Here is a 20,935-nt window from a genome sequence, read left to right as displayed (position 1 = left end):
GCGAATCGTGGCCGGCGCCGCAGCGCCAAGCCGTTCACCTGCCCTGGGCCTGCGCCGCCTGCAGCTGTTCCTCGACCTTGCGGGCCGCACGCAGCATCAGCGTTTCGTCCAGCTGCGCCTGAGGGGCGATGATCATGATGTTCTCGTCCAGGCGTGCCGGATCGTTCATCAGGGTCCAGGCCACCAGCGAGATGGCGCCAATGCCGCGACGCTGCATGGTCTCGGGCATGCGCAGGTCGCTCTGCAATTCCACATGATGGCGGACGCTGGCCACCGAGGCCGGCGCCAGACCCCAGCTCTCGCACAGGGCCGCGCCGAGTTTGTCGTGGCTCACGCCAAAGGCGGTGGTTTCCAGCGAGGTCAGCTCCAGATCACTGCTGGCCGCGCGCAGCATGGCCGGATAGTGGGCCGGGGCATGGCGGTACAGCAGCGGCTTGCCGCATTCCTCGAACAGGCCGGCCGAGTGGGCAGCCCAGGGATCCACCCCCAGCATCTGTCCCATGCGGCCCATCAACACGCCACGCTTGGCGGCGCGTTGCCAGATCGGCTCCAGTTCGGCGGCGGGCGGGAAAGCCGCCCGCAGGCCCATCTCGAAGGTGATGGCTGCCACTTCCCGCATGCCCAGATAGGTCAGCGCCTGATGCACCGTCTGGACGCGGCCGCGCAGGCCATACAGGGAGGAATTGACTGCCTTCATGACGGCAGCGGCCAGGGCCATGTCGGTTTCCACCAGCGAGGAAACGGCTTGCAGGTCGATGTCTTCCTCTGCCATGAGCAGGGACAGCTTGACCAGCACCTCCGGCTGGGTGGGAATTTCGATGTCCAACGAACGCAGTTGTGGATCGACGGGCATGGCAGATACAGGTTGTTTGTCCAATGGTATAGCGAGTGGCCCTTGTCACGTCATCCCGCCTTTGGCGGAAGTCAGCGCGAGGGCCGCAGAATCAGTTCAGCGCAAGAACGCGTCGTAACCGGTCTTGAGGATCAGCAGAGACACGACCGCGACGAACATGCCCCGCACGAAGCCGGCGCCCCGGGCCAGGGCCATCCGCGTGCCCACCAGGCTGCCGGCCACATTGGCCACCGCCATCACGGCGGCGATGTGCCACCAGACATGCCCCTTGCTGGCAAACAGCACCAGGGCGGCTCCATTGGTGGCCGTATTGAGCAGCTTGGCGGTGGCGGAGGCGTGGAGGAAGTCGAAGCCCAACAGGCGCACGAACAGGAAGACGAAGAAGCTGCCGGTGCCCGGACCGAAGAAGCCGTCATAAAAGCCGATGACCACGCCGATCAGCGCGGCAATGCCGGCCTGCGCCTGGAGCGTGTGACGCGGTGCATGCACCCGGCCCAGATCCTTCTTGGCCAGCGTGTAGAGCAGGACGGCCAGCAAGATGACCGGCAGGGCCTTGCGCAGGCCGGACGGATCCACCTGCGTCACCGCCCAAGCGCCGCAGAAGCTGCCCGCAAGCGCCGCCGCCGCAGCGGGCAGCAGTGCCAGCCAGGGCAACGAGACCCGCTTGGCGTATTGATGGGTGGCCCAGGCGGTGCCCCAGATCGAAGCGCCCTTGTTGGTGCCAAACAGCGTGGCCGGGGGGGCATTGGGGTAGGTGCTGAACAGGGCCGGCACCAGCACCAGCCCGCCGCCGCCGACCACGGCATCCACAAAGCCGGCCAGCAGCGAGGCCAGCGCCACGGTCAAAAGCTCGATCATCAGAAGCGACTCGCAGGAGCGGGCCGCAAACCAGGAAAGTCGGGCCACAAAAACAAAGCGGGCACCTGGTCCCAGGTGCCCGCGAATTGTGACAGTGTCACCGCATTTCGTTGGTGTTGGTTCTGATTTGTTTGTCTCCTCAGCCCCCGTAGGCAACCACCATTCGCACAGCGGTCACGTCGAGTGGGTTGGATCGTAGGACGGTGAATCCATGCACGCACTTGGGGTTTTCACTTGGGGAATGCACCAAGTTGGGCTGGTTGGCCTGCGCTTACTTGCGGGTGAAAGACCGTCAATCATGACGATGCGAACACCGCCCGCCGCACGCTTCTGGATCCTGGGCGTGTCTCGCACAGCGTTACAGGGGGGTGTCATACCCCCTTCATGAAGGGGTGGGGTCATCCGGGACGTGGATGACGCGCCACAAACCGGGTTCAGGAGCACTTGCGCCACCGCCTGCGCAGGCGCAGGACAATGGGCCGCTTCATGACACCTTCCCGCCGCCTCGACCGCTCCTCTGATCGAGCCTCTGATCCTGCGCCTGATCCATCGGCGCAGCCCCCGCGCGGCCAGGCGCCGGCGCCCGCGCCTCAACTGCTGCTTCGCACCTACTCGCGCGGCGACGGCCTGCTGGGCATGCGTCCGCACGGCAAGTTCGGCCCGCGGGGTGACAGCGTCACGCTGATCCGTCTGCTGCAGGCGCCCACCCGGGCCGACCATCGGGAGCAGTGGGCCGCCCTGGCCCTGCATTCGGTCGATCCCGAGATGCTGCAATGGCGCGGCGCCGGCTTCGGTCAGGCGCTCACGCCCAGCTGGAGCCTGGAAAGGGAAGATCAGTTCGCCGACTTCGCCGCTGAAGACGTGCCCCGCTTGCGCGAAGCGGGGTGGGAGGTGGAGATCGCCCCCGGCTTCCCCCACCACAGCCAGTCGATCGACAGCTGGGAACTGGAGGCGGTGCCCGCAGACGGCGAGGCCTCTTCGGAGCAGGACCGCGACCAGGACCGCATGCCCGCCCTGGCGCTGTCGCGACGCAAGGGCGCCTGGCTGCTCAGCCTGGGCGTGATGGTGCAGGGGCAACGGGTCGATCTGGCCCCGATGATCTGGGACCTGATCCGCAAGGATCGGCGCTGGATGTCTCCCGAAGCGCTCAGCCTGATGGATGACGACGCCATCGTCAGCTTACGGGCGCCGGGCGGTAAACGTCTGCACACCCCGGCGGCACCACTCAAGCAGTTGATGACGACGCTGCTGGAAGTGCTGGTGGCCCAGCGCTCCCGCCGCGCGCCCCTGGCACTCACCTCCTGGCAGGCCGCCCGCCTCTCGCTGATGGACGGCCCCGACAGCCGCTGGCACCTGCACGGCGCGCAGGCGCTGCGGGATCTATGGACTCGGCTGCAAGACGCCGGGCCGCCGGCGCCGGTGGACGAGCCCCCGGGGCTGGGACTGCAGCTGCGCCCTTATCAGCGTCACGGCCTGGCCTGGCTGCAATACCTGGCCGCGCATGGTCTTGGTGGCATCCTCGCCGACGACATGGGCCTGGGCAAGACGGCGCAGGCGCTGGCGCATCTGTGGGTGCAGAAACAGGCCGGCCGGCTGACCGCGCCGGCACTGGTGGTCGCGCCGACCTCCCTGATGTTCAACTGGGCGCAGGAGTCGGCGCGGGTCGCCCCCGGCCTGCGGGTGGCCAGCTTCGCACCGCCTGGGGACCGCAGCGAGGTGCTGTCCGCCCTGGGGCAGACCGATGTGCTGCTGTGCAGTTACGGGCTGGTGTGGCGGGAATTGCGGGCACTGTCTCGTCACCGCTTCAGTGTGCTGGTGGTGGACGAGGCGCAGGCGGTGAAGAACCCCCGGTCCCGGGCCGCCCGCGCGCTGCGGCGCCTGACGGCCGACCAGCGGCTGGTGCTGACCGGCACCCCGCTGGAGAACCACCTGGGTGAGCTGTGGACGCAGTTCGATTTCCTGCTGCCCGGCTACCTGGGCGACAGCCGGGAATTTGCCCGGCACTGGCGCAAACCGATCGAGCAGTCCGGCAGCCTGGCGCGGGCGCGGCAACTGGCGCAACTGGTGCGGCCCTTCATCCTGCGGCGTCTGAAGGAGGACGTGGCGCCGGAGCTGCCGCCGCTCACCGTGGTCACCCAGCGCATCCCGCTGCAAGGACGCCAACGACAGCTGTACGAGAGTGTGCGGATTGGCGCCGACCATCTGGTGCGCCGGGTCCTGGCGCGGGAGAAGATGTTCGGGGACGGCTTGATGTCGGTGCTGGACGCGATGCTGAAGCTGCGGCAGGTCTGCTGTGACCCGCGACTGGTCCCGGGCCTGACGCCGCCACCCGGCATGGAAGCGGCCAAGCTGGACTGGTTGCGGCGCGAGGTGCCCGCGATGGTGGCCGAAGGGCGGCGCCTGCTGGTGTTTTCGCAGTTCACCGGCATGCTGGGGCTGATCCGGGACGCGATGAATGAGGCCGGTATCGCCTGGCTGAGCCTGACCGGGGACACGCCGGCCTCCCAGCGCGGGGAGGTGGTGCAGCGCTTTCAGGCCGGCGAGGTCCCGGTGATGCTGGTGAGCCTCAAGGCCGGCGGCGTGGGCCTGACCCTGACCGCTGCGGACACCGTCCTCCAGGTGGACCCCTGGTGGAATCCGGCGGTGGACGCCCAGGCGATGGCCCGGGCCCACCGGATCGGCCAAACCCGGCCGGTGTTTGTGCATCAATTGGTGATCGAGGGCAGCATCGAGGAGCGGATGCTGGAACTTCAGCAGCGCAAACAGGCCCTGGCAGACGGACTGCTGGGCCGGGATGACGGAGAAGTGCTGGCAAAATTCAGTCCCGCGGACATCGAGCGCCTGCTGGCGCCGCTGATGGATGACGGGGACGAAGCGGGCTGAGCGCTCAAACAGGGTCTGGGACGCCCTGCTGCGGCATCAAAGACAGCGCGTGGGCCCGATCCAGGGCTGCCGGGCGGGTCGGCAAGCGTGGGCTTGCCGCCGGCCGGGGCGGAAGGGAACTCCTTCCGGCCCGGCACAGGCATGGCTCAGCGCTTGCGGTCGAAGCGCAGGGCGCGGGCGACGCTGCGACGGTCGCAGCCGAGGCTGGCGACTTCAAAGGCTTCGTGCTTGCGGCCCTTGTCGTTCTGCCATTCGGGCAGCGGGGCACGGCGAGTCTGGGTATCGGTACGGAGTTGGGACTTCATCATGGTCTTGGACCTTCTGGCTTCCGAGCGGGTTATGACCGCTTTGGGCAGACAACGCATGGCCCTCACGCCCCGTTGACAGGCACTACACATTTCCCTGGGGCTGAAAATGCACCGAAATGTTGCAAAGGTCACGATCACAGGACCGGGACACCGACGGCGCGCCGTTGGGAGGGCCGACGGGCCGGCGGGCGGCTGAACGGCTCCCGCGCGGGTGACCGAATATCGAACCGCACACGCCAGGAGAGTGGCCCCGCCGCCACGGGCCTCCAGGCGTGATCGAGGGTCGGACGGCAATCCTCCGACAACCGCTCCGGTTTCTGGCTAAGCTTGCCGCCATGGCCGTTTCCGCTCCCGCCCCCCAGTCTTCCGACGCGCTTGCCGGCGCGACCGTCGAGGCGCCTGCTGCATTCGCCGCGGCGCCTGCCCCCACGCCTTCTCCCTCCCCTTCCCGATCGCCCGCCCCGGCCACAAGCGCCGCCCGGAGCACGGAAGACCTGCTGGTGGCCTGCCTCTGCGCGGGCTGGTGCCGGGTCTGCGACGGCTACCACGACGATTTCGCCCAGCTCCGCCAGCAGTTCCCGGACGCCCGGTTCGTCTGGGTGGACATTGAGGACGATTCCGAACTGGTGGACGACCTGGAGGTGGAAACCTTCCCCACCCTGCTGATCGGCCAGCGGGACCACCTGTGTTTCATCGGCCCGGTGCTGCCGCAGCCGGGTGCCGCCCAGCGGCTGGTCCAGGCCGCCGTCGACAATCCCGCCATGAGCGCCGCCAGCACCTCGGCTCCGGCCGGCACCGCCGCCGCCGCACAGGCCCTGCTGACTCGCCTGCGCCAGTCGGTCTGACCCCACCTTGACTCCCCTGAGCGCCGTGCCAGGTCCGCACGCCGCCTTCTCTTTGCATTCAGGCGCGCCCCGCTGATCCGCCAGCCGCCCGCCGGTGCGGTCCGGCGTCCACCAGACCGGGTCCGGAACCGTTGTCCCTCGCACCTGCCGCAGGTGACTGATGTCCGGCGGGCGCCTCCGGGGGAGAATTCGCCCCTTACGGGCCCTACCGGGCCTCCCCTTCCTAGCCCAACGGCAAGTCGATGAACGTCCAATTCAAGAGTTCGGTGGCCCGCGCCACGCCCATCCTGGCGCTGGATCGCGCTGCTTATCAGGCACTGGCGCCCCAGTTGCCCAAACGCACCCAGCAATGGCTGAACACGCTGGGGTTCAGCGCCGCGCCGGACACCTTCGCACTGGTCCCCGGCGAAGACGGCAAGCTGGCCCAGGTGTTTGCGGGCGTGGCCCATGCGGCCCATCCCTACGCGCTGTCGGCCCTGCCGATGGCGCTGCCGGAAGGCAACTACACCCTGTCGCCCGAAGGCCTGAAGCTGCAGGACGAAGCCGCCGCGCTGTCCTGGGAACTGGGCTGCTATGCCTTCGACCTGTACAAGGCCCGCAAGCGTGCCCCGGCCCAGCTGCTGGTCAAGACCAGCCCGGACGGCCAGCGCGGCCTGGCCCTGGCCACCGCCATCAGTGCCGTGCGTGACCTGGTGAACACCCCGGCCGAACACATGGGCCCGGAAGAACTCTCCCGTGCGGCCGCCGTGGTGGGCAAGCAGCACGGCGCCAAGTTCAAGGAAGTGGTCGGTGACGACCTGCAGAAGAAGAACTTCCCCGCCATCCATGCCGTCGGTCGCGCCAGCACCCGCGCGCCGCGACTGATCGAGATGAACTGGGGCAGCGACAAGCATCCCCGCCTGACGCTGGTCGGCAAGGGCGTGTGCTTCGACACCGGTGGCCTGGACATCAAGCCCGCCGATGGCATGCGCCAGATGAAGAAGGACATGGGCGGCGCCGCGAACGTGCTGGGCCTGGCCACGCTGATCATGGCGCTGAAGCTGCCGGTGCGCCTGCAGGTGCTGATCCCCGCGGTGGAAAACGCCATCGCGGGCAATGCCTACCGTCCGGGCGACGTCATCAAGACCCGCGCCGGCCTGCACATCGAGATCGGCAACACCGATGCCGAAGGCCGCGTGATCCTGTGCGATGCGCTGGCCTATGCCGCCGAGTTCAAGCCCGAGCTGATCATCGACATGGCCACCCTGACCGGTGCGGCCCGCATCGCCCTGGGCGCCCAGCTGCCGGCCCTGTTCGCGCGTCATACCGACACCGCCCGTGACCTGATGGACCTGGGCTTCAAACTGGACGACCCGATGTGGCACATGCCGCTGTGGTCGCCCTACAAGGAAGGCATTGCTTCCAGCATCGGCGACATCGTCAACACCGGCCGCAGCGCGCTGGCCGGTGCCATCAATGCCGCGCTGTTCCTGGACGCCTTCGTGCCCGAGCAGCAGGACTGGCTGCACCTGGACCTGTTTGCCTGGAACGATGTGTCCCGCCCCGGCCGTCCGGTGGGCGGCGAAGCGCAGACCATCCGCACCCTGCTGGCGTATCTGGAAGAGCGCTTCGCCGCTTGAGCGCACGCCTGAGGGGCTCAGTCCCCCTCACGCAACCAGGCGGCCGCCCGCTCCGCGATCATCAGCGTCGGCGAATTCGTGTTGCCGCTGGTGATCGTGGGCATGACGCTCGCATCGATCACCCGCAGCCCCGACACGCCGCGCACCCGCAGGCGGCTGTCCACCACCGCGTGGGGATCGTCCTCCCGCCCCATGCGGCAGGTGCCCACCGGATGGAAGATGGTGGTGGCGATGTCCCCCGCCAACCGGGCCAGTTCCTCATCGGTCTGGTACTGCGGCCCGGGCTTGTATTCCTCCGGCCGATAACGCGAGAGCGACGGCTGCGCGACGATGCGCCGGGTCAGGCGCAGGCTTTCCGCGGCCACCTGCCGGTCGGCATCGGTGCTGAGATAGTTGGGCGCGATGCGCGGCGCGTCCGCCGGGTCCCGGCTGCGCAGCCGCACCGTGCCTCGGCTGGTGGGATTGAGGTTGCAGACGCTGGCGGTGAACGCATTGAAGCCGTGCAGCGGCTCCCCGAAGGCCTCCAGTGACAAGGGCTGCACGTGATACTGCAGGTCCGGCCAGTCCTTCTGCGGTGAACTGCGTGCAAATGCGCCGAGCTGCGACGGCGCCATGCTCATCGGGCCACTGCGTTTCAGCGCGTATTCCAGGCCGATGCGGGCCTTGCCGAACCAGCTGCCAGCCAGCGTGTTGAGGGTGCTGACGTCCTGCACCTTGAAGACGGCGCGGATCTGCAGATGGTCCTGCAGATTGGCCCCCACCCCGGGCAGCTCGCGCTGCACCTCAATGCCCAGATCCTGCAGCGCCGCCGCCGGGCCGAGTCCGGAGAGCTGCAGCAACTGCGGCGATCCGATCGCCCCCGCCGCCAGCAGCACCTCACCGCCGGGCGCGAGCCATGCGGACTCCACGCCCTGCGGCGTGCGCACCTCCACCCCGTCGCAACGGCTGCGGCCGTCGGGTCCGCCTTCGGAGAGCAGCAGGCGCTGGGCCTGCACGCCGGTCCACATTTCGAAGTTGGGCCGCGCCATGCAGGTCGGACGCAGGAAGGCCTTGGCCGTGTTCCAGCGCCAGCCGCCGCGCTGGTTGACCTCGAAGTAGCCCACGCCTTCGTTGTTGCCGGTGTTGAAGTCACAGGTTGCCGGAATGCCGGCCTCCTGCGCCGCTGCGGCGAAGGCATCCAGCACCGCCCAGCGCAGCCGCTGCTTCTCCACCCGCCATTCGCCGCCGTGACCGTGGTGACGAGCATCGAAGCCGGCCGGTCGCTCCGCCCCCTCGTCCAGCCGCCAGTGGTTTTCATGGCGCTTGAAGAAGGGCAGCACCGCGTCCCAGCGCCAGGCGTTGTCGCCGGTGAGTGCGGCCCAGCCGTCGTAGTCGCGCGACTGTCCCCGCATGTAGATCATGCCGTTGATGCTGGAGCAGCCGCCCAGCACCTTGCCGCGGGGATACCGCAGGCTGCGGCCGTTCAGGCCCGCATCCGGCTCGGTCTTGAACAGCCAGTCGGTGCGGGGGTTGCCGATGCAGTAGAGGTAGCCCACCGGAATGTGGATCCAGTGATAGTCATCCTTGCCCCCCGCCTCCAGCAGCAGCACTCGCTTGGAAGGATCGGCGCTCAGCCGGTTGGCGAGCAGGCAGCCCGCCGTGCCGGCACCGATGATGATGTAGTCGAACTGCGCGTCTCCATTGTGGTCTCGCATGGTGCCTGCCCGACGGGCCTGTTGTCCTGCGCCTGATGCTGGCGCATGCGGCGCAGGTCGGCAAGGGCGTTGGCCCTGAGACGCCGTCAGCGCCGTGCAGGAACGCCGAACGGCGTTTCCGGAGGGGTCCCGATCTGCTCCTGCAATCCGTACCAGTCGATGCGACGGGTCAGCACCATCACCAGGGCCAGCACACTGAAGAGCAGCAGCGCGCCGATCAGCAGGGCCGTCTGTTCCTGGATCAGCACCACATAGAGCGCGCCATACAGCAGGGCGACCAACGCACCGAAAGCGAGACCCTGCCCGCGGTGGTGCAACATCCACATCCCGTAGAAGCTGAGCAGGCTCACCACTGCCGCCGCCGCCGCGCCATAGGACAGTCCAAAGCTCAGATGTTCCGACAAGCTCAGCAGCAGCAGGAAGAAGACGCTGATGGCCAGCCCCACCAGCAGGTACTGCACCGGGTGCACTCGCCGGCCGACCAGCAGCTCCAGCAGACCGACACAGACGAAGGTCAGCACGATGAACATCAGGCCGTACTTGATGGCGCGGTCGCTCATCACATAGGGGTTGATCGGGTCCACCATCGAGAAGTCCAGCGTGTCCAGATTCTTCTGACCGTTCATCACATCGGCCATGGCGTCGGTGGCCAGCTCGGACACCTTCCATTCGGCCGAGAAGCCGCTGGCGTCGACCGTGCGGGTGCCGGGCGACGGCAGGAACCGGCCGCCGAAGCTCGGATGCGGCCAGTCCGAGCGCAGACGCACCTCGGTGGCCGAGGCGGCCGGCACCACGGCAAAGCGGGTGGTGCCGGAGAGCTGCAGGGCCACGCTCAGGTCCAGCGGCTGGTCCAGCGCCTGCTGACGCAAAGGCGCACGCAGTCCTCGCGGGAAGGTGGTGTTGCCGGTGCCGGAGGCGACCGGGAGCGGATCGCTGCCACGCCGGATGTCCACCGATTGCAGGCCGCGCGGATCCGCGACCGAAACGGCCATCTGCGGATCGGAACAGGTGAGCTGGCCGCCCGGATGCTCGGGGGCCGCCACCAGCGCAGACAAATCGGCGAAGTGCGCCTTGAGCAGCACCCGGCCGGCATAACCGCGCACCTTGAACACGCCCCGATAGCGGGTTTCCTGGTTGAGGTCTCCGTCCACCGACAGCTGCGCCGGCAACTGCATCAGCGTGAATTCGCGGCGTTGGCGTTCCATCTTTCGGTCGGCGCCGCTGCCGGTCAGCTCCTCCCAGCTCTCCACACACCAGCGGGAGAGCATCGGCCCGATGAGCGTCTGCTCCGCCGCCTGGGAGCTCGCCACGTTCTCCACCGCCTCCCGCTGACGCAGTTGCCGCTCATCCACCAGCCAGCCGATGCGGGACAGCACCAGCAGCAGCATCAAGGTGACCAACGAGAGGATGCCCAGCTTCACCCACACCGCCTTGCTTTTCATTCGTCTTGCTCCAGATCAGGGAAGACGGCAGTGTCAGAAGCCCGTGTGAGCTCAGGGCGAAGTTTGTGAGGCCTGTGTGAAGTGGGCGCGCAGATCCAGATGGACCCGCAGTCCCGGCTCGGCCGGCGAGAAACGCAAACGCCAGCCGTGGAGACCGGCAATCTGCCGCACGATGGCCAGCCCGAGGCCCGAGCCCTTGTGCAGGCTGCCGGGCCGGGCGGTGGAGAAGAAGCGCTGGCCCAGCTGATCGAAGGCAGCGGCCGGCACGCCGGGGCCGTGGTCGCGCAGCTCGACACCGTCGGCGCTGACGCTGACTTCCAGCAGGCCGCCCGCCGGACTGAAGTCGACCGCGTTGCTCAGCAGATTACTCAGCGCCAGGGCCAGCAGCTCCGGGTCGGCCTGTAGCGTGACCGGATCGCGCCGCACCCACTGCAGCTGCATCTGGCGCTGCGCCAGACGATCCGCCATCGCGGACAGCGCCTGGGCCACCGCCTCATCCAGCCGCAGCGCCTGCGGATGCTCCGGCCCACGCCGCAGCTCCAGCGCAGACAGCGCCAGCAGCCGCTCCACCAGCTCCGTCAGCCGCTCGCTTTGCGCCACCACCTGCGTGGCAAAGCGCTGCCGGTCTTCGGGTGCGAGCTCTTCCTGCAGCAGCTCACCGGCTCCGCGCAGCGCCGCCAGCGGGCTCTTGAGTTCATGCGTCAGCGCGCGAGCCAGGTGCTCCATGCGCTCCCGTCCGTCCAGGCGTTCCCGCATCGCGTCCATCGCCATCGCCAGCTCGCCGAGTTCCCCGGGCACCTTCGGGGGCGGCTGTCGCTGACCGAGCTGGACCTCCTGCGCATAGCGGCGCAGACGTCGCACGTGGCCCACCACCCACCAGGTGACCGCCACGCCGATGCCCAACGAGACGACCAGCAGTCCCAGCCCCGCTGTCCAGATGCGTCGCTCGGCCCGGTCGATGAAGCGCTGCACCGTGGCCACCGGCTTGGCCACCGTCACCACCCCCAGCAGCTCGCCTTGCGCTGATCGCACCGGCGCCGCCACGTACATCACCGGGCTGACATCGCCGCCGTAGGCGTCCTGGGTGGAGCGCGCCCCATACGCGCCGCGCAGCGTGCGGGCCACGTCGTTCCAGCGGGAGTAGTCGCGCCCCAGGGCCGAGCCGGCGCCCTGCACCGTGTCGAAGATCACCCGGCCTTGCGCATTGGTGACGTAGATCCGGAAGTCCAGGGTCTGTTTGCGCAGGCCCCAGATGTGCACATCCACCGGCCGGTTGGCGTAGTCGCGCACGCGGCGGGCAAAGCGGGTGTCGTCCAGCGCTGCGCCGGGCGGCAGGGTGCTGAGGTCGTCGGTGGCCAGTTCTGCCAACAGGTTGGCGGTGTCCACCATGATGTCTTCCATCACCTCCCGCACGCTCGGTTTCACCTCGCCCAGCACCACGCGCAGCAGGATGACCGAGCTCAGGCCGGCAATCAGGAAAAATCCGAAGAAGACCCGCAGCCCCAGACGCATCCCTCACTCCAGCGAGTAGCCCATGCCGCGATGGGTGCGAATCGGGTCCAGGTCCGGCCGCACCTGCCGCAGCTTGGCGCGCAGGGTCTTGATGTGGGTGTCCACGGTGCGGTCACCGCTGTCGGCCTCCAGACCCCAGACGGCATCCAGCAGCACCTCGCGGGAGTGGATGCGCTGCGGCGCGCTCAGCAGGCGCAGCAGCAGGCCGAGTTCCCGCCGGGTCAGCGGCAACAGCTCGCCATGAAATCGCACCCGGGATCCTTCCGCTTCCACCACAAAGCCGTACTGCGACTTCACCGGCGCCGGCAGCGCGCCCTGGGCCCGGCGCAGCAGCGCACGGACGCGCGCCACCAGCTCGCGCGGACTGAAGGGCTTGGCCAGATAGTCGTCGGCGCCGAGTTCCAGGCCGAGCACCTTGTCCGCCTCGTCGCTGCGGGCGCTGAGCATCAGGATGGGCATCTGCGGCTGTGCGCTCTGGCGGATGTCGCGGCACAGATCCAGGCCGTTGCCGTCGGGCAGGCCGACATCGAGGATGGCGAGGTCCAGGTCACCCCGGGCCAGTTGGGCCCGCGCTTCGTGGATCCAGCCGCAGTAGCGCACCTGGAAGCCTTCGCGGGTCAGCGCGAACGCCACCGTCTGGGCGATGGCCGGATCGTCCTCCAGCAGCAGCAGCCGGGCGGGTGAGGGCGGAATGGGCGGCGGGGCGGATGGCGCTGCAGAGGGCGCCGCAGAGGATGCAGCGAAAGGCGGCATGGGAGAAGCGGGGGCGGCGTTCATCAGGGGGGGGGCAGGTCACGCTGCGGCCAGGCTGCGCAGATAAGCCAGGCCCTCGGCAGCGCGCGGACCATACCAGCTGATGAGTTCGCCATCCACCAGGCGGACCCGGGCGTTGGGACACAGCGCCTGGGCCTGCGGCATGTGGCGTTCATCGAAGCGGTAGGGTTCGGAGCTGAGCAGCACCTCCTCAATCTCCTGCAGCCAGGGTTCCTGGCCGGTGAGCACGGGATAGCGCGCAGCACCGCTGGGTCCGCCTTCCTGTGGCGGCCAGGTGCGCCAGCCCACTTCGGCCAGCATGCGGGCGATGTAGGTGTCCTGCGCCACGGTCATCCACGGGTCGCGCCAGATGAGATAGAGCACCCGGCGGCGCGTCCAGGCCCCCGCCTGACAGGCCGCCAGTTCCTGCCGCAGCTGCTGCGCCAGACGCTCGGCTTGCGCCTGCACCTGCGGCTGGCTCGCTGCAAATACGCTCACCATCTGCGCGAGCAAGGGCAGGTTGTCCTGTGGCGAACACGGATGGGTCACGACGATCTCCGCCCCCGTCTGTCGCAACGCGGCCACGTCTTCAAGGCGGTTCTCATCCACATTGACGATCACATGGGTGGGTAGAAGTGCCCGGATCCGCTCCAGATTCAGGTCTTTGGTCCCCCCGATCTTAGGAATCTCCCGCACCCCTTTGGGGGGATGCGTGCAGAAGCCTGTGCGCCCCACCACCTGGGGACCGAGCCCCAGGGCGAATAGAAGCTCAGTGATGGAGGGGACCAGGGAGATGATGCGGATCACAGGGGGGTGCCCCTCCAAGCGGTGACAAATGGTGATGGCGCCATTGATTCTTGCAATTTACCCTTGCGCCACCTAGGGTTTGGGAACGAGTTTTGCCCTGGGTTGGGTTCGTCAAAAAGAAGGTTGTGTGTTCTTGGCACCTGCTCGGGGTTTCTTCGCAGAAGCCGAAAAACAACATCACGGTTGACGCGTTGCGAATCGCCAATCCTGTCACACATAATCAGACGGCCTGAATGCAGCGCCTTCGTATGAGTGGTTCACGATGGGTTGAAGCAGCACATTGGGTTATTTGGTTTTTGAAAGGGCTTCCCCATGGGAAACAAGCTATACGTGGGCAACCTCGCTTACAGCGTGCGAGACGAGACGCTCCAGGAGGCATTCTCGCAATTCGGCAGCGTTACGTCTGCCAAGGTCATGATGGACCGCGAGACCGGTCGTTCCAAGGGCTTCGGCTTTGTGGAAATGGCCTCTGATGCAGAGGCACAAGCCGCCATCAACGGCATGAACGGTCAAGCCCTCGACGGCCGCGCCGTCGTGGTGAACGTGGCACGTCCGCGCGAAGAGCGTCCGGGCGGCTTTGGCGGCGGCGGCGGCGGTAGCCGTGGCGGCTTCGGTGGTGGTGGCGGCGGCAGCCGCGGCGGCTTCGGCGGCGGCGGTGGTGGCGGCGGCTATGGTGGTGGTGGCGGCGGCGGCAGCCGCGGCGGCTACGGTGGTGGCGGCGGCGGCGGTAGCCGTGGCGGCTACGGCGGTAGCGGTGGTGGCGGCGGCTACGGTGGCGGCGGCGGCGGTGGCCGTGGCGGCTACGGTGGCGGCAGCAGCGGCTACTGATCCCCGGCATCCAGCCAGGAGGGCTTCGGCCCTCTCAGCAAAAAGGCACTCCTCGGAGTGCCTTTTTTGTTGCCTGTACGGCCGTGCCCTATTCGTTCTCCCGATGTTTGCGAGGGCGGCCCGCCAGCAGGCGGTCGAACAGGGCGCCGGGCAGCACATGCATCACCCGCGCCACCACCCCCATCTGCCAAGGAATGAAGCGCACCCGCGCGCCCGCCGCAATCGCGTCGAAAGCCTTTGCAGCAAATGCTTCCGGCTGCATCAAAAAGGGCATGCCATACCGGTTTTTGCGGGTCAGCGGAGTATCGATATATCCCGGTGCAATCGTGACCACCTGCACGCCATCCGGACGGCATTCCCCGCGCAGACTCTCGCAATAGGCGAACACCGCCGCCTTGCTGGAGGAATACGCGCCATGCCCCGGTAGACCCCGAATGCCGGCCACGCTGGCAATGCCCACCAGCGTGCCGCTGCGGCGCTGACGCATCGGCGTGATGAAGGGCTGGAAGGTCGCCGCCATGCCGATGTTGTTGGTGGCGTAGATGCGCTGCATCACAGCCAGGTCTTCTTCCAGCGCGGTGTCCACGCCGATGCTGATGCCGGCGTTGGCGATGACCACATCGGGCAGGCCCTGCTCGGCGATGCAGCGGCGACCGGTGGCGGTGATGTCGGCGATGTCGCTGACGTCCGCGCGATAGACCCGCCAGCGCGCCGGATCCAGCTGTTGCGACTGCGCCCAGGCGGTCAGATCGTCAACACGGCGCGCCACCAGCGCGAGGGACCAGCCCTGACGGTAGTACTGCAGCGCAAGCGCCTGGCCGATGCCGCTGGAGGCGCCGGTGATGTAGACAAGACGTGGCATAAGAGTCCCTGTCGGCAGGGTCGAAATTCGTCATGGGACGCTTCGGCCATCGACGGTGCGCAAGCCGATGGAAAGCGGTTCGAAAGCAGTTCAGCGACGGTTCAGACGCAGGCCGGCCGGCACCGACGCCGCCGGGGACGGCGAGGGTGCGCCCGCCTTGGCAGCCGCCGGGGCTGATGCAGGCGCAGCCGCCGTCACCGCACGACGCGGCTGTGCGCTGAACTGGGCCTTGCCGCCCCCGGTGAAGGTGAGTCGGCCGGTCAGGTTGCTGTATTCAAAACTGCGCACCTGCATCTCCCCGCCCAGGCCGATGACCCGCGCCGGCAGATGCGAACGCATCTTCTGCTCCGGCACGAAGGCGTGCAGGAACTCGCCATAGAGTTCCAGGTCGGTCGCGCTGGCCGGGTCGCCGTTGGGGTAACGGTGCAGTTTCACGTCGCCCATCAGCTGCACTTCGCTGCCGTCGCCATTGGAGAGGGCGCGTTTGGCCTGCGCAATCAGCAGCTCGCCCTTCTCACCGTAGGCGCGCAGCTCCGGCAGGTCGATCTCGACGGTGTCGTTGTCCGGATAGTGCCGCAGCTCCTGCCCCAGGATGCGAGCCAGCAGACGGCCGTCGCTGCTGAAACGCTCCAGCTCGAAGCCCTGCATGCGGTAGTCCGGCACATGGCGCGGAGCGACCTTCTCACGCGGCGCTTCCAGCTGCGGCGTGCTCTTGATCAGCCACCAGGTCAGGCCCGCCAGTGCCGCCATCAGCAGCAGCGGCACGTAACTGGCCAGGAAGGATTGCAGCCGCCACAGCAGGGGCTGCACCCGGCGCCGGGGCCCCGTGGGCGGCGGAGCGAGTGCCGCCATCAGTGGGCGCTCCCGTCGAGCGTGTCCAGATGGCCGTGCAGCAGGCGGGCGTACTGGCCGGCGGCCATCAGCAGCAGATCGCAGAACTCTCGGGCGGCGCCATGGCCACCGGCCGCCTGCGTCACGTAATGGGCGGCAGCACGGGTTTCGGCATGGGCCTGGGCAGGGGCGCAGGCAAAGCCGGCGCGCACCATCAGCGGCAGGTCGGGCCAGTCGTCGCCAATGACCGCCACCTGGTCCCAGGCCAGACCGAGCTGGTCCAGCACCGGCTGGGCGGCGGCCAGTTTGTCCTTGGCGCCATAGACGGCATGGGTCAGGCCCAGGTCCGCCACCCGACGGCGCACCGCAGGCGAGTCCCGGCCGGTGACAACGATGGGCAGGATGCCGCCCTGTGCCAGCAGCTTGAGGCCGTGGCCGTCCAGCGTGGAGAAGGCCTTGAAGTCCTCACCCCGCTCGCTGATGTAGATGCGGCCATCCGTCAGCACGCCGTCCACGTCGAAGATCGCGGCCTTGAGGCCGGGGCCCGGCCCCTGGGCCTGGAGCAGCAATTCGGGATCAAACCGCAGGGACGGCTGGAGTTCACGCACCACCGTCATCAGATCACCTTGGCACGCATCAGGTCGTTGATGCTGATGGCGCCCTGCAGCCGCTGCTGCTCATCCACCGCCAGCACCAGGGTGATGCGGGCAGATTCCATCAGGTCGGCAGCATCCACGGCCAGCGCGTCGGCGGACACGGTGCGCGGGCTGCCATGCATCACCTGGCCGGCGGTCAGGCCCCGCAGGTCGGTGCCGCGCTCGATCAGGCGGCGCAGGTCACCGTCGGTGAAGATGCCGGCCACATGCTCCTGGTCGTCCACCAGGATGGCGCACCCCAGTCCTTTGGCCGACATCACCCGCATCATGTCCAGCAGGCTCATGTCAGCGGTCACCCGGGGCAGCGCATCGCCGCTGCGCATCAGGTCACGTACATGGGTCAGCAGCTTGCGGCCGAGCGCGCCGCCCGGATGCGAGCGGGCGAAGTCTTCAGCGCGGAAGCCCCGAGCGTCCAGCAGGGCCACCGCCAGGGCATCCCCCAGCGCGATCTGCGCGGTGGTGCTGGCGGTGGGCGCCAGATTCAGCGGGCAGGCTTCCTGGTCCACGCGGGAGTCCAGCACATGGTCCGCATGGCGGGCCAGCGAGGAGTCTGGCCGGCCGGTCATGGCCACCAGCTTCACCCCCAGGCGACGCAGGGTCGGCAGGATGGCGTTGAGCTCGTCGCTTTCGCCGGAATTGGACAAGGCCAGCACGATGTCCGACGGGGTCACCATGCCCAAGTCGCCATGGCTGGCTTCGGCCGGATGCACGAAGAAGGCCGGCGTGCCGGTGGACGACAGCGTGGCGGCGATCTTGCGCCCCACATGGCCGCTCTTGCCCATACCCATCACGGCCACCCGGCCGCTGCTGGACAGCATGAGCTGCACCACCTGCTCAAAGGAGTCGCCCAGACGCGGGCCGAGCGCCAACAGCGCGTCGGCTTCGACCTTCAGGGCCTGGCGCGCCACTTCGAGGGCGCGGGAATGGGTGAGAACAGCTTGTGTCGTCATACAGGCGGCAGTGTAGCCGGGGCGGCGCTTGCAGCGCTGACGGCCCCGGCTGCGGTGATCGCACTGGCAGCCCCGACGACCCGGAGGGCCCTGACGGCGCCCACTGCCTTTTTATTGCGGTGACTGCCTTGGCTGCCTTGACTCCACGGACGGCAACGACGGCATGGACGGCGGCGGCCCCAGGCGCAGCGCGATGGCAAATCCTGCACTCACCGGCAGCAGGCGCAGGTCGCCGCCATGGGCCCGGGCCACCAGATCGGCCATCATCAGGCCCAGCCCCATGCGGCCTTCGTACTGCTGGCGCTCCAGGGCGTCGTTCAGGTCTTCCCGGCGCCATTCCGGCACGCCGGTGCCGTTGTCTTCCAGCTCGATCACCGTGTCGCCGTCCGGCAGCGTCCGCAGCCCCAGGCGCAGGCGCCCGGCGCGGTGACGCCAGGCGTTGTCCAGCAGATTGATCAGGGCGGCGGCCAGCAGGTCCGGGTCGCCCTGCACCCAGGGTTCAGGCGGCAGGTCCAGCTCCAGTTGCTGCGGCAGCGGCAGGTGCTGCAGCAGGGCGGCCAGATCCAGCCGCTGCCACTGCAGGCTCATGCCGCTGCGGAACAGGGTCAGCAGCGCGGTCACCACCCGCCGCAGCCGGTCGGCCGCTTCCCGGGTGCGCTGCAGGCGCTCCCGCTGCTCGGGATGCGCTTCCCGCAGGGCCATGGCGAGCTGGGTGTCCATGCCGGCCAGCGGCGTGCGCAGGGCATGGGCGGCATGGGCGCTGAAGGCCCGCTCATTGGCCACCCGCTGCGCCAGGCGCTGACCCAGGTCCAGCACCGCGGCGCGGATGGCGGCCAGCTCGCGGCGGGTCTGCTCGGGCAGGCTCTGCCGGCTGTCCAGCGGGTCGTACAGGCTCAGGGATTCGGTGAGGCGGGCCAACGGCTCCAGCTCCTGCCGGGCGCGCCGGTTCAGCCAGATCATGCACAGGCTGCCCACCAGCAGCGCCGACAGGGCGCTGGCCATGCCGACGCGAGAGCGTACCTCCCGGCGCTCCGAGGTGGTCTGCGCCACCATCAGCCAGGTCGATCCCTGCGGCGACTTCAGCGGACGCACATGCACCCGCCAGTCGTCACCGTCGCTGCCGTCGTCCTTCCAGTCGCTGAAGCCGGGCGGCAACTGCCAGGGCTTGCTGGGCGCGAGCGGCGAGCGGTGCAGCAGCTGACCGTCGGACGACACCAGCTGCCAGGCGAAGTGGGTACTCAGGTCGTCGGAGTCCGCCACTTCGGCGCTGAGCATCGCATTGTTCTGGCGCAGCAGCTGGCCGAGCACCTGGGAGGAGGCCTGCAGCGTCTCATCCAGCAGCTCATCCACCTCTTCCTGCACCACCAGCCAGACGGAGACACCGGCGACCAGCGCCCAGAACACAGAGATGAGCAGCAGCTGACGCGCCAGCCGGCCGGCGATCGACGGTTTGCGGGCGGGCGCGGTGCTCATGCGCCGAGCCGGTAACCCATGCCGCGCACGGTTTCGATGAGGGTGCGGCCGAGCTTGCGGCGCAGGCTGGAGATGTGGACTTCCAGGGCATTGCTCTGCACTTCGGCGTCGGTGCCCAGCACATGCAATTCCAGCTCATGTTTGGGGAAGAGCCGGCCGGCGCGCTGGGCCAGGGCTTCCAGCACCGCCCATTCGCGGGCGGTCAGCTCCACCGCCAGGCCGCCGCGGCGGGCGCGTTTGGCGGCCAGATCCAGCCAGACGTCGCCATATTGACGCTGCGAGCTGCTGGCCCCCATGTGGCGGCGGCTGACGGCGCGCAGGCGGGCGGCGAGCTCCTCCGGGGCGAAGGGCTTGACCAGATAGTCGTCCGCGCCGCTGTCCAGGCCCTGGAGCCGATCCGCCAGCAGGTCGCGGGCGGTGAGCATCAGGGCGGGGGTGGCGACGCCGCGCTGACGCAGGGACCGCAGCCAGTCCAGGCCCGAGCCGTCCGGCAGTTGCCAGTCGACCAGCAGCGCCTCCGCATCTTCATATTGGCGGGGCAGCAGGTCTGACAGCCGGGTGGCCCAGGTGACCTCATGGCCTTCGGAGACCAGGAAATCACGCAGGCCGCTCCCCAGCAATTCATCATCTTCAAGCAGGAGCAGTCGCATCGTCGCAGTGGCGCGGGCAGGGTCGAATCGGGTGGAACGATAACAGGCCGCCCGGACCGACCCGTCCGGTGGGCGAATCGACCCCTTGCGGAAATCACGAAGGATCAGGACAAGCCCTGGATGCGGCCGATCTTCAGCATCACTTCAGGTTCGCTTCAGGGACCCTTCAGCGTGGTCAAGCCCACTCAGGGCGCCATGAAGCCACTTTCGCTGACTGAACTGTCCGAGCCGACCCTCCACGCAGCGGGCGCGTCCCCATTGACCGGACCGCGCTGGCTGCCGCGCCTGTCGATTTTGGGCTGGTCGGTGGTGCTGGGGCTGCTGGCGCTGCTCACCTGGGACGGCCTGGGGCTGGATCTGGCGGCGGTGCGCCTGTTCGGGGATTTGCGAGGTTTTGCCTGGCGGGACCACTGGCTGACCTCGGGCGTCATGCATCAGGGCGGGCGATGGCTGGCGACCGGGCTGGTGGTGGTGCTGCTGGTCAATGCGGTGCGCCCCTTGTGGCCGGGCCTGACGCGCCGGGAGCGCTGGACGGCGGTGGCGATCACGGCGGTCTGCCTGATCCTGATTCCTCTGATCAAACAGGGCAGCGCAACGAGCTGCCCGTGGGACCTGGCCGAATTCGGCGGCACGGCCCGTTATGTGTCGCACTGGCGCTTTGGCGTGGCGGACGGTGGCCCGGGCCACTGCTTCCCGTCTGGCCACGCCAGTTCGGCCTTTGCTTTCTTCAGCCTCTTCTTCATGCTGCGCCGGGCCTATCCGCGCCAGGCGGGGGTGGTGCTGGTGGGCGTGATGGTGCTGGGTTTCTGCTACGGCATGGCTCAGATGGCGCGCGGCGCCCACTATCCCAGCCATACGCTGTGGACCGCCTGGATCTGCTGGGCTGTGACGGTGGGCATGACCCGCATCAGCCAGGGCCAATGGCGCCTGCGCCGCAGGGCCGTGGCCGCGGCTGCCTGACAGCGCGGATCCGAACCGCGGCTACCCACCCCCACGGCTTCATTCCCCGCCGCTCCATCTCCACCGCTTGATTGAGCAGCGGCTCCCTCGCGCCGGGGCTGCGTTCCCCGCCGCTGAAGCCATCACCGCTCCATCGGGCGGCAGCTCCATC

At 68.5% G+C, this 20,935-nt stretch carries 19 protein-coding genes; 5 read left to right on the top strand and 14 right to left on the bottom strand.

Going from position 1 to position 20,935, the window contains the following annotated elements; translation table 11 throughout:
- Nucleotides 1-34: 34 nt before the first annotated feature.
- Both FHS28_RS21615 and FHS28_RS21610 read right to left on the bottom strand, forming a co-directional pair.
- Nucleotides 35-853 carry an HDOD domain-containing protein gene (locus tag FHS28_RS21615; RefSeq protein WP_088453814.1) on the bottom strand — a complete coding sequence of 273 codons (819 nt, stop codon included), beginning with the start codon at nt 851-853 and terminating at the stop codon, nt 35-37.
- Between the two features lie 96 nt (nt 854-949).
- Nucleotides 950-1,711: a sulfite exporter TauE/SafE family protein gene (locus FHS28_RS21610; protein ID WP_221194156.1), complete on the bottom strand. Its 762-nt coding sequence runs from the start codon at nt 1,709-1,711 to the stop codon at nt 950-952.
- A gap of 486 nt (nt 1,712-2,197) precedes the next feature.
- Between FHS28_RS21610 and FHS28_RS21605 the strand changes: the two genes are divergently transcribed.
- Nucleotides 2,198-4,594: a DEAD/DEAH box helicase gene (locus FHS28_RS21605; RefSeq protein ID WP_088453957.1), complete on the top strand. Its 2,397-nt coding sequence runs from the start codon at nt 2,198-2,200 to the stop codon at nt 4,592-4,594.
- A gap of 146 nt (nt 4,595-4,740) precedes the next feature.
- Here the strand turns inward: FHS28_RS21605 and FHS28_RS21600 are convergent, their stop codons facing one another.
- A complete protein-coding gene (locus FHS28_RS21600) occupies nt 4,741-4,902 on the bottom strand; it encodes a hypothetical protein (RefSeq protein WP_157592984.1) in 162 nt (53 codons plus the stop codon).
- 335 nt (nt 4,903-5,237) lie between these two features.
- Here FHS28_RS21600 and FHS28_RS21595 point away from each other — a divergent pair, with 335 nt between their 5' ends.
- Nucleotides 5,238-5,747: a thioredoxin family protein gene (locus tag FHS28_RS21595; protein ID WP_088453815.1), complete on the top strand. Its 510-nt coding sequence runs from the start codon at nt 5,238-5,240 to the stop codon at nt 5,745-5,747.
- A 242-nt stretch (nt 5,748-5,989) separates the two neighbouring features.
- Nucleotides 5,990-7,366 (top strand): leucyl aminopeptidase family protein, encoded by a 1,377-nt coding sequence (locus FHS28_RS21590; protein WP_088453816.1) that lies wholly within the window; start codon nt 5,990-5,992, stop codon nt 7,364-7,366.
- Between the two features lie 17 nt (nt 7,367-7,383).
- Here the strand turns inward: FHS28_RS21590 and FHS28_RS21585 are convergent, their stop codons facing one another.
- The 5 genes from FHS28_RS21585 to FHS28_RS21565 form a co-directional block, all read right to left on the bottom strand.
- Nucleotides 7,384-9,060 (bottom strand): GMC family oxidoreductase, encoded by a 1,677-nt coding sequence (locus FHS28_RS21585; protein ID WP_088453817.1) that lies wholly within the window; start codon nt 9,058-9,060, stop codon nt 7,384-7,386.
- Nucleotides 9,061-9,146: 86 nt separating this feature from the next.
- Nucleotides 9,147-10,502, bottom strand: a complete 1,356-nt coding sequence (gene creD / locus FHS28_RS21580) for a cell envelope integrity protein CreD (protein WP_088453818.1) — start codon at nt 10,500-10,502, stop codon at nt 9,147-9,149.
- A gap of 51 nt (nt 10,503-10,553) precedes the next feature.
- On the bottom strand, nt 10,554-12,014 hold the full coding sequence (gene creC / locus FHS28_RS21575; RefSeq protein ID WP_088453819.1) for a two-component system sensor histidine kinase CreC: 1,461 nt from the start codon (nt 12,012-12,014) through the stop codon (nt 10,554-10,556).
- A gap of 3 nt (nt 12,015-12,017) precedes the next feature.
- On the bottom strand, nt 12,018-12,767 hold the full coding sequence (gene creB / locus FHS28_RS21570; protein ID WP_088453820.1) for a two-component system response regulator CreB: 750 nt from the start codon (nt 12,765-12,767) through the stop codon (nt 12,018-12,020).
- A gap of 39 nt (nt 12,768-12,806) precedes the next feature.
- Complete coding sequence (locus FHS28_RS21565) at nt 12,807-13,574, bottom strand: helical backbone metal receptor (RefSeq protein WP_310736843.1); 768 nt, start codon at nt 13,572-13,574, stop codon at nt 12,807-12,809.
- Nucleotides 13,575-13,886: 312 nt separating this feature from the next.
- Here FHS28_RS21565 and rbp point away from each other — a divergent pair, with 312 nt between their 5' ends.
- The gene (gene rbp / locus FHS28_RS21560) at nt 13,887-14,402 is read left to right on the top strand and encodes an RNA-binding regulator (RefSeq protein ID WP_088453822.1); all 516 of its coding nucleotides are present in this window, start codon (nt 13,887-13,889) and stop codon (nt 14,400-14,402) included.
- A gap of 88 nt (nt 14,403-14,490) precedes the next feature.
- On the opposite strand, the gene FHS28_RS21555 is transcribed toward rbp, so the two are convergent.
- The 6 genes from FHS28_RS21555 to FHS28_RS21530 form a co-directional block, all read right to left on the bottom strand.
- On the bottom strand, nt 14,491-15,264 hold the full coding sequence (locus tag FHS28_RS21555; RefSeq protein ID WP_088453823.1) for an SDR family oxidoreductase: 774 nt from the start codon (nt 15,262-15,264) through the stop codon (nt 14,491-14,493).
- A gap of 90 nt (nt 15,265-15,354) precedes the next feature.
- Nucleotides 15,355-16,116: an LPS export ABC transporter periplasmic protein LptC gene (gene lptC / locus FHS28_RS21550; protein WP_088453824.1), complete on the bottom strand. Its 762-nt coding sequence runs from the start codon at nt 16,114-16,116 to the stop codon at nt 15,355-15,357.
- Nucleotides 16,116-16,712, bottom strand: a complete 597-nt coding sequence (locus FHS28_RS21545) for a KdsC family phosphatase (RefSeq protein WP_088453825.1) — start codon at nt 16,710-16,712, stop codon at nt 16,116-16,118. The genes lptC and FHS28_RS21545 overlap by 1 nt, the downstream gene beginning before the upstream one ends.
- A complete protein-coding gene (locus tag FHS28_RS21540) occupies nt 16,712-17,701 on the bottom strand; it encodes a KpsF/GutQ family sugar-phosphate isomerase (protein ID WP_088453826.1) in 990 nt (329 codons plus the stop codon). Before FHS28_RS21540 ends, FHS28_RS21545 begins: the two co-directional genes overlap by 1 nt.
- Before the next feature lie 111 nt (nt 17,702-17,812).
- Nucleotides 17,813-19,174, bottom strand: a complete 1,362-nt coding sequence (locus tag FHS28_RS21535; RefSeq protein ID WP_088453827.1) for a sensor histidine kinase — start codon at nt 19,172-19,174, stop codon at nt 17,813-17,815.
- Nucleotides 19,171-19,824: a response regulator transcription factor gene (locus FHS28_RS21530; protein WP_088453828.1), complete on the bottom strand. Its 654-nt coding sequence runs from the start codon at nt 19,822-19,824 to the stop codon at nt 19,171-19,173. The genes FHS28_RS21535 and FHS28_RS21530 overlap by 4 nt, the downstream gene beginning before the upstream one ends.
- Nucleotides 19,825-20,019: 195 nt before the next feature.
- Between FHS28_RS21530 and FHS28_RS21525 the strand changes: the two genes are divergently transcribed.
- Nucleotides 20,020-20,784 carry a phosphatase PAP2 family protein gene (locus FHS28_RS21525; protein ID WP_088453958.1) on the top strand — a complete coding sequence of 255 codons (765 nt, stop codon included), beginning with the start codon at nt 20,020-20,022 and terminating at the stop codon, nt 20,782-20,784.
- The last annotated feature ends 151 nt before the right edge of the window (nt 20,785-20,935 follow it).

It is taken from the genome of Roseateles terrae, assembly GCF_014192155.1.
Taxonomy (GTDB): domain Bacteria; phylum Pseudomonadota; class Gammaproteobacteria; order Burkholderiales; family Burkholderiaceae_C; genus Roseateles; species Roseateles terrae.
This window is presented reverse-complemented; position numbering and strand designations above follow the sequence as displayed.

What these genes read in the sequence shown, in the direction of transcription:
- FHS28_RS21615 (WP_088453814.1), bottom strand. Translation starts at nt 853, where the DNA reads ATGCCCGTCGATCCACAACTGCGTTCGTTGGACATCGAAATTCCCACC.
- FHS28_RS21610 (WP_221194156.1), bottom strand. Translation starts at nt 1,711, where the DNA reads ATGATCGAGCTTTTGACCGTGGCGCTGGCCTCGCTGCTGGCCGGCTTT.
- FHS28_RS21605 (WP_088453957.1), top strand. Translation starts at nt 2,198, where the DNA reads ATGACACCTTCCCGCCGCCTCGACCGCTCCTCTGATCGAGCCTCTGAT.
- FHS28_RS21600 (WP_157592984.1), bottom strand. Translation starts at nt 4,902, where the DNA reads ATGATGAAGTCCCAACTCCGTACCGATACCCAGACTCGCCGTGCCCCG.
- FHS28_RS21595 (WP_088453815.1), top strand. Translation starts at nt 5,238, where the DNA reads ATGGCCGTTTCCGCTCCCGCCCCCCAGTCTTCCGACGCGCTTGCCGGC.
- FHS28_RS21590 (WP_088453816.1), top strand. Translation starts at nt 5,990, where the DNA reads ATGAACGTCCAATTCAAGAGTTCGGTGGCCCGCGCCACGCCCATCCTG.
- FHS28_RS21585 (WP_088453817.1), bottom strand. Translation starts at nt 9,060, where the DNA reads ATGCGAGACCACAATGGAGACGCGCAGTTCGACTACATCATCATCGGT.
- creD (WP_088453818.1), bottom strand. Translation starts at nt 10,502, where the DNA reads ATGAAAAGCAAGGCGGTGTGGGTGAAGCTGGGCATCCTCTCGTTGGTC.
- creC (WP_088453819.1), bottom strand. Translation starts at nt 12,014, where the DNA reads ATGCGTCTGGGGCTGCGGGTCTTCTTCGGATTTTTCCTGATTGCCGGC.
- creB (WP_088453820.1), bottom strand. Translation starts at nt 12,767, where the DNA reads ATGCCGCCTTTCGCTGCATCCTCTGCGGCGCCCTCTGCAGCGCCATCC.
- rbp (WP_088453822.1), top strand. Translation starts at nt 13,887, where the DNA reads ATGGGAAACAAGCTATACGTGGGCAACCTCGCTTACAGCGTGCGAGAC.
- FHS28_RS21555 (WP_088453823.1), bottom strand. Translation starts at nt 15,264, where the DNA reads ATGCCACGTCTTGTCTACATCACCGGCGCCTCCAGCGGCATCGGCCAG.
- lptC (WP_088453824.1), bottom strand. Translation starts at nt 16,116, where the DNA reads ATGGCGGCACTCGCTCCGCCGCCCACGGGGCCCCGGCGCCGGGTGCAG.
- FHS28_RS21545 (WP_088453825.1), bottom strand. Translation starts at nt 16,712, where the DNA reads ATGACGGTGGTGCGTGAACTCCAGCCGTCCCTGCGGTTTGATCCCGAA.
- FHS28_RS21540 (WP_088453826.1), bottom strand. Translation starts at nt 17,701, where the DNA reads ATGACGACACAAGCTGTTCTCACCCATTCCCGCGCCCTCGAAGTGGCG.
- FHS28_RS21535 (WP_088453827.1), bottom strand. Translation starts at nt 19,174, where the DNA reads ATGAGCACCGCGCCCGCCCGCAAACCGTCGATCGCCGGCCGGCTGGCG.
- FHS28_RS21530 (WP_088453828.1), bottom strand. Translation starts at nt 19,824, where the DNA reads ATGCGACTGCTCCTGCTTGAAGATGATGAATTGCTGGGGAGCGGCCTG.
- FHS28_RS21525 (WP_088453958.1), top strand. Translation starts at nt 20,020, where the DNA reads ATGAAGCCACTTTCGCTGACTGAACTGTCCGAGCCGACCCTCCACGCA.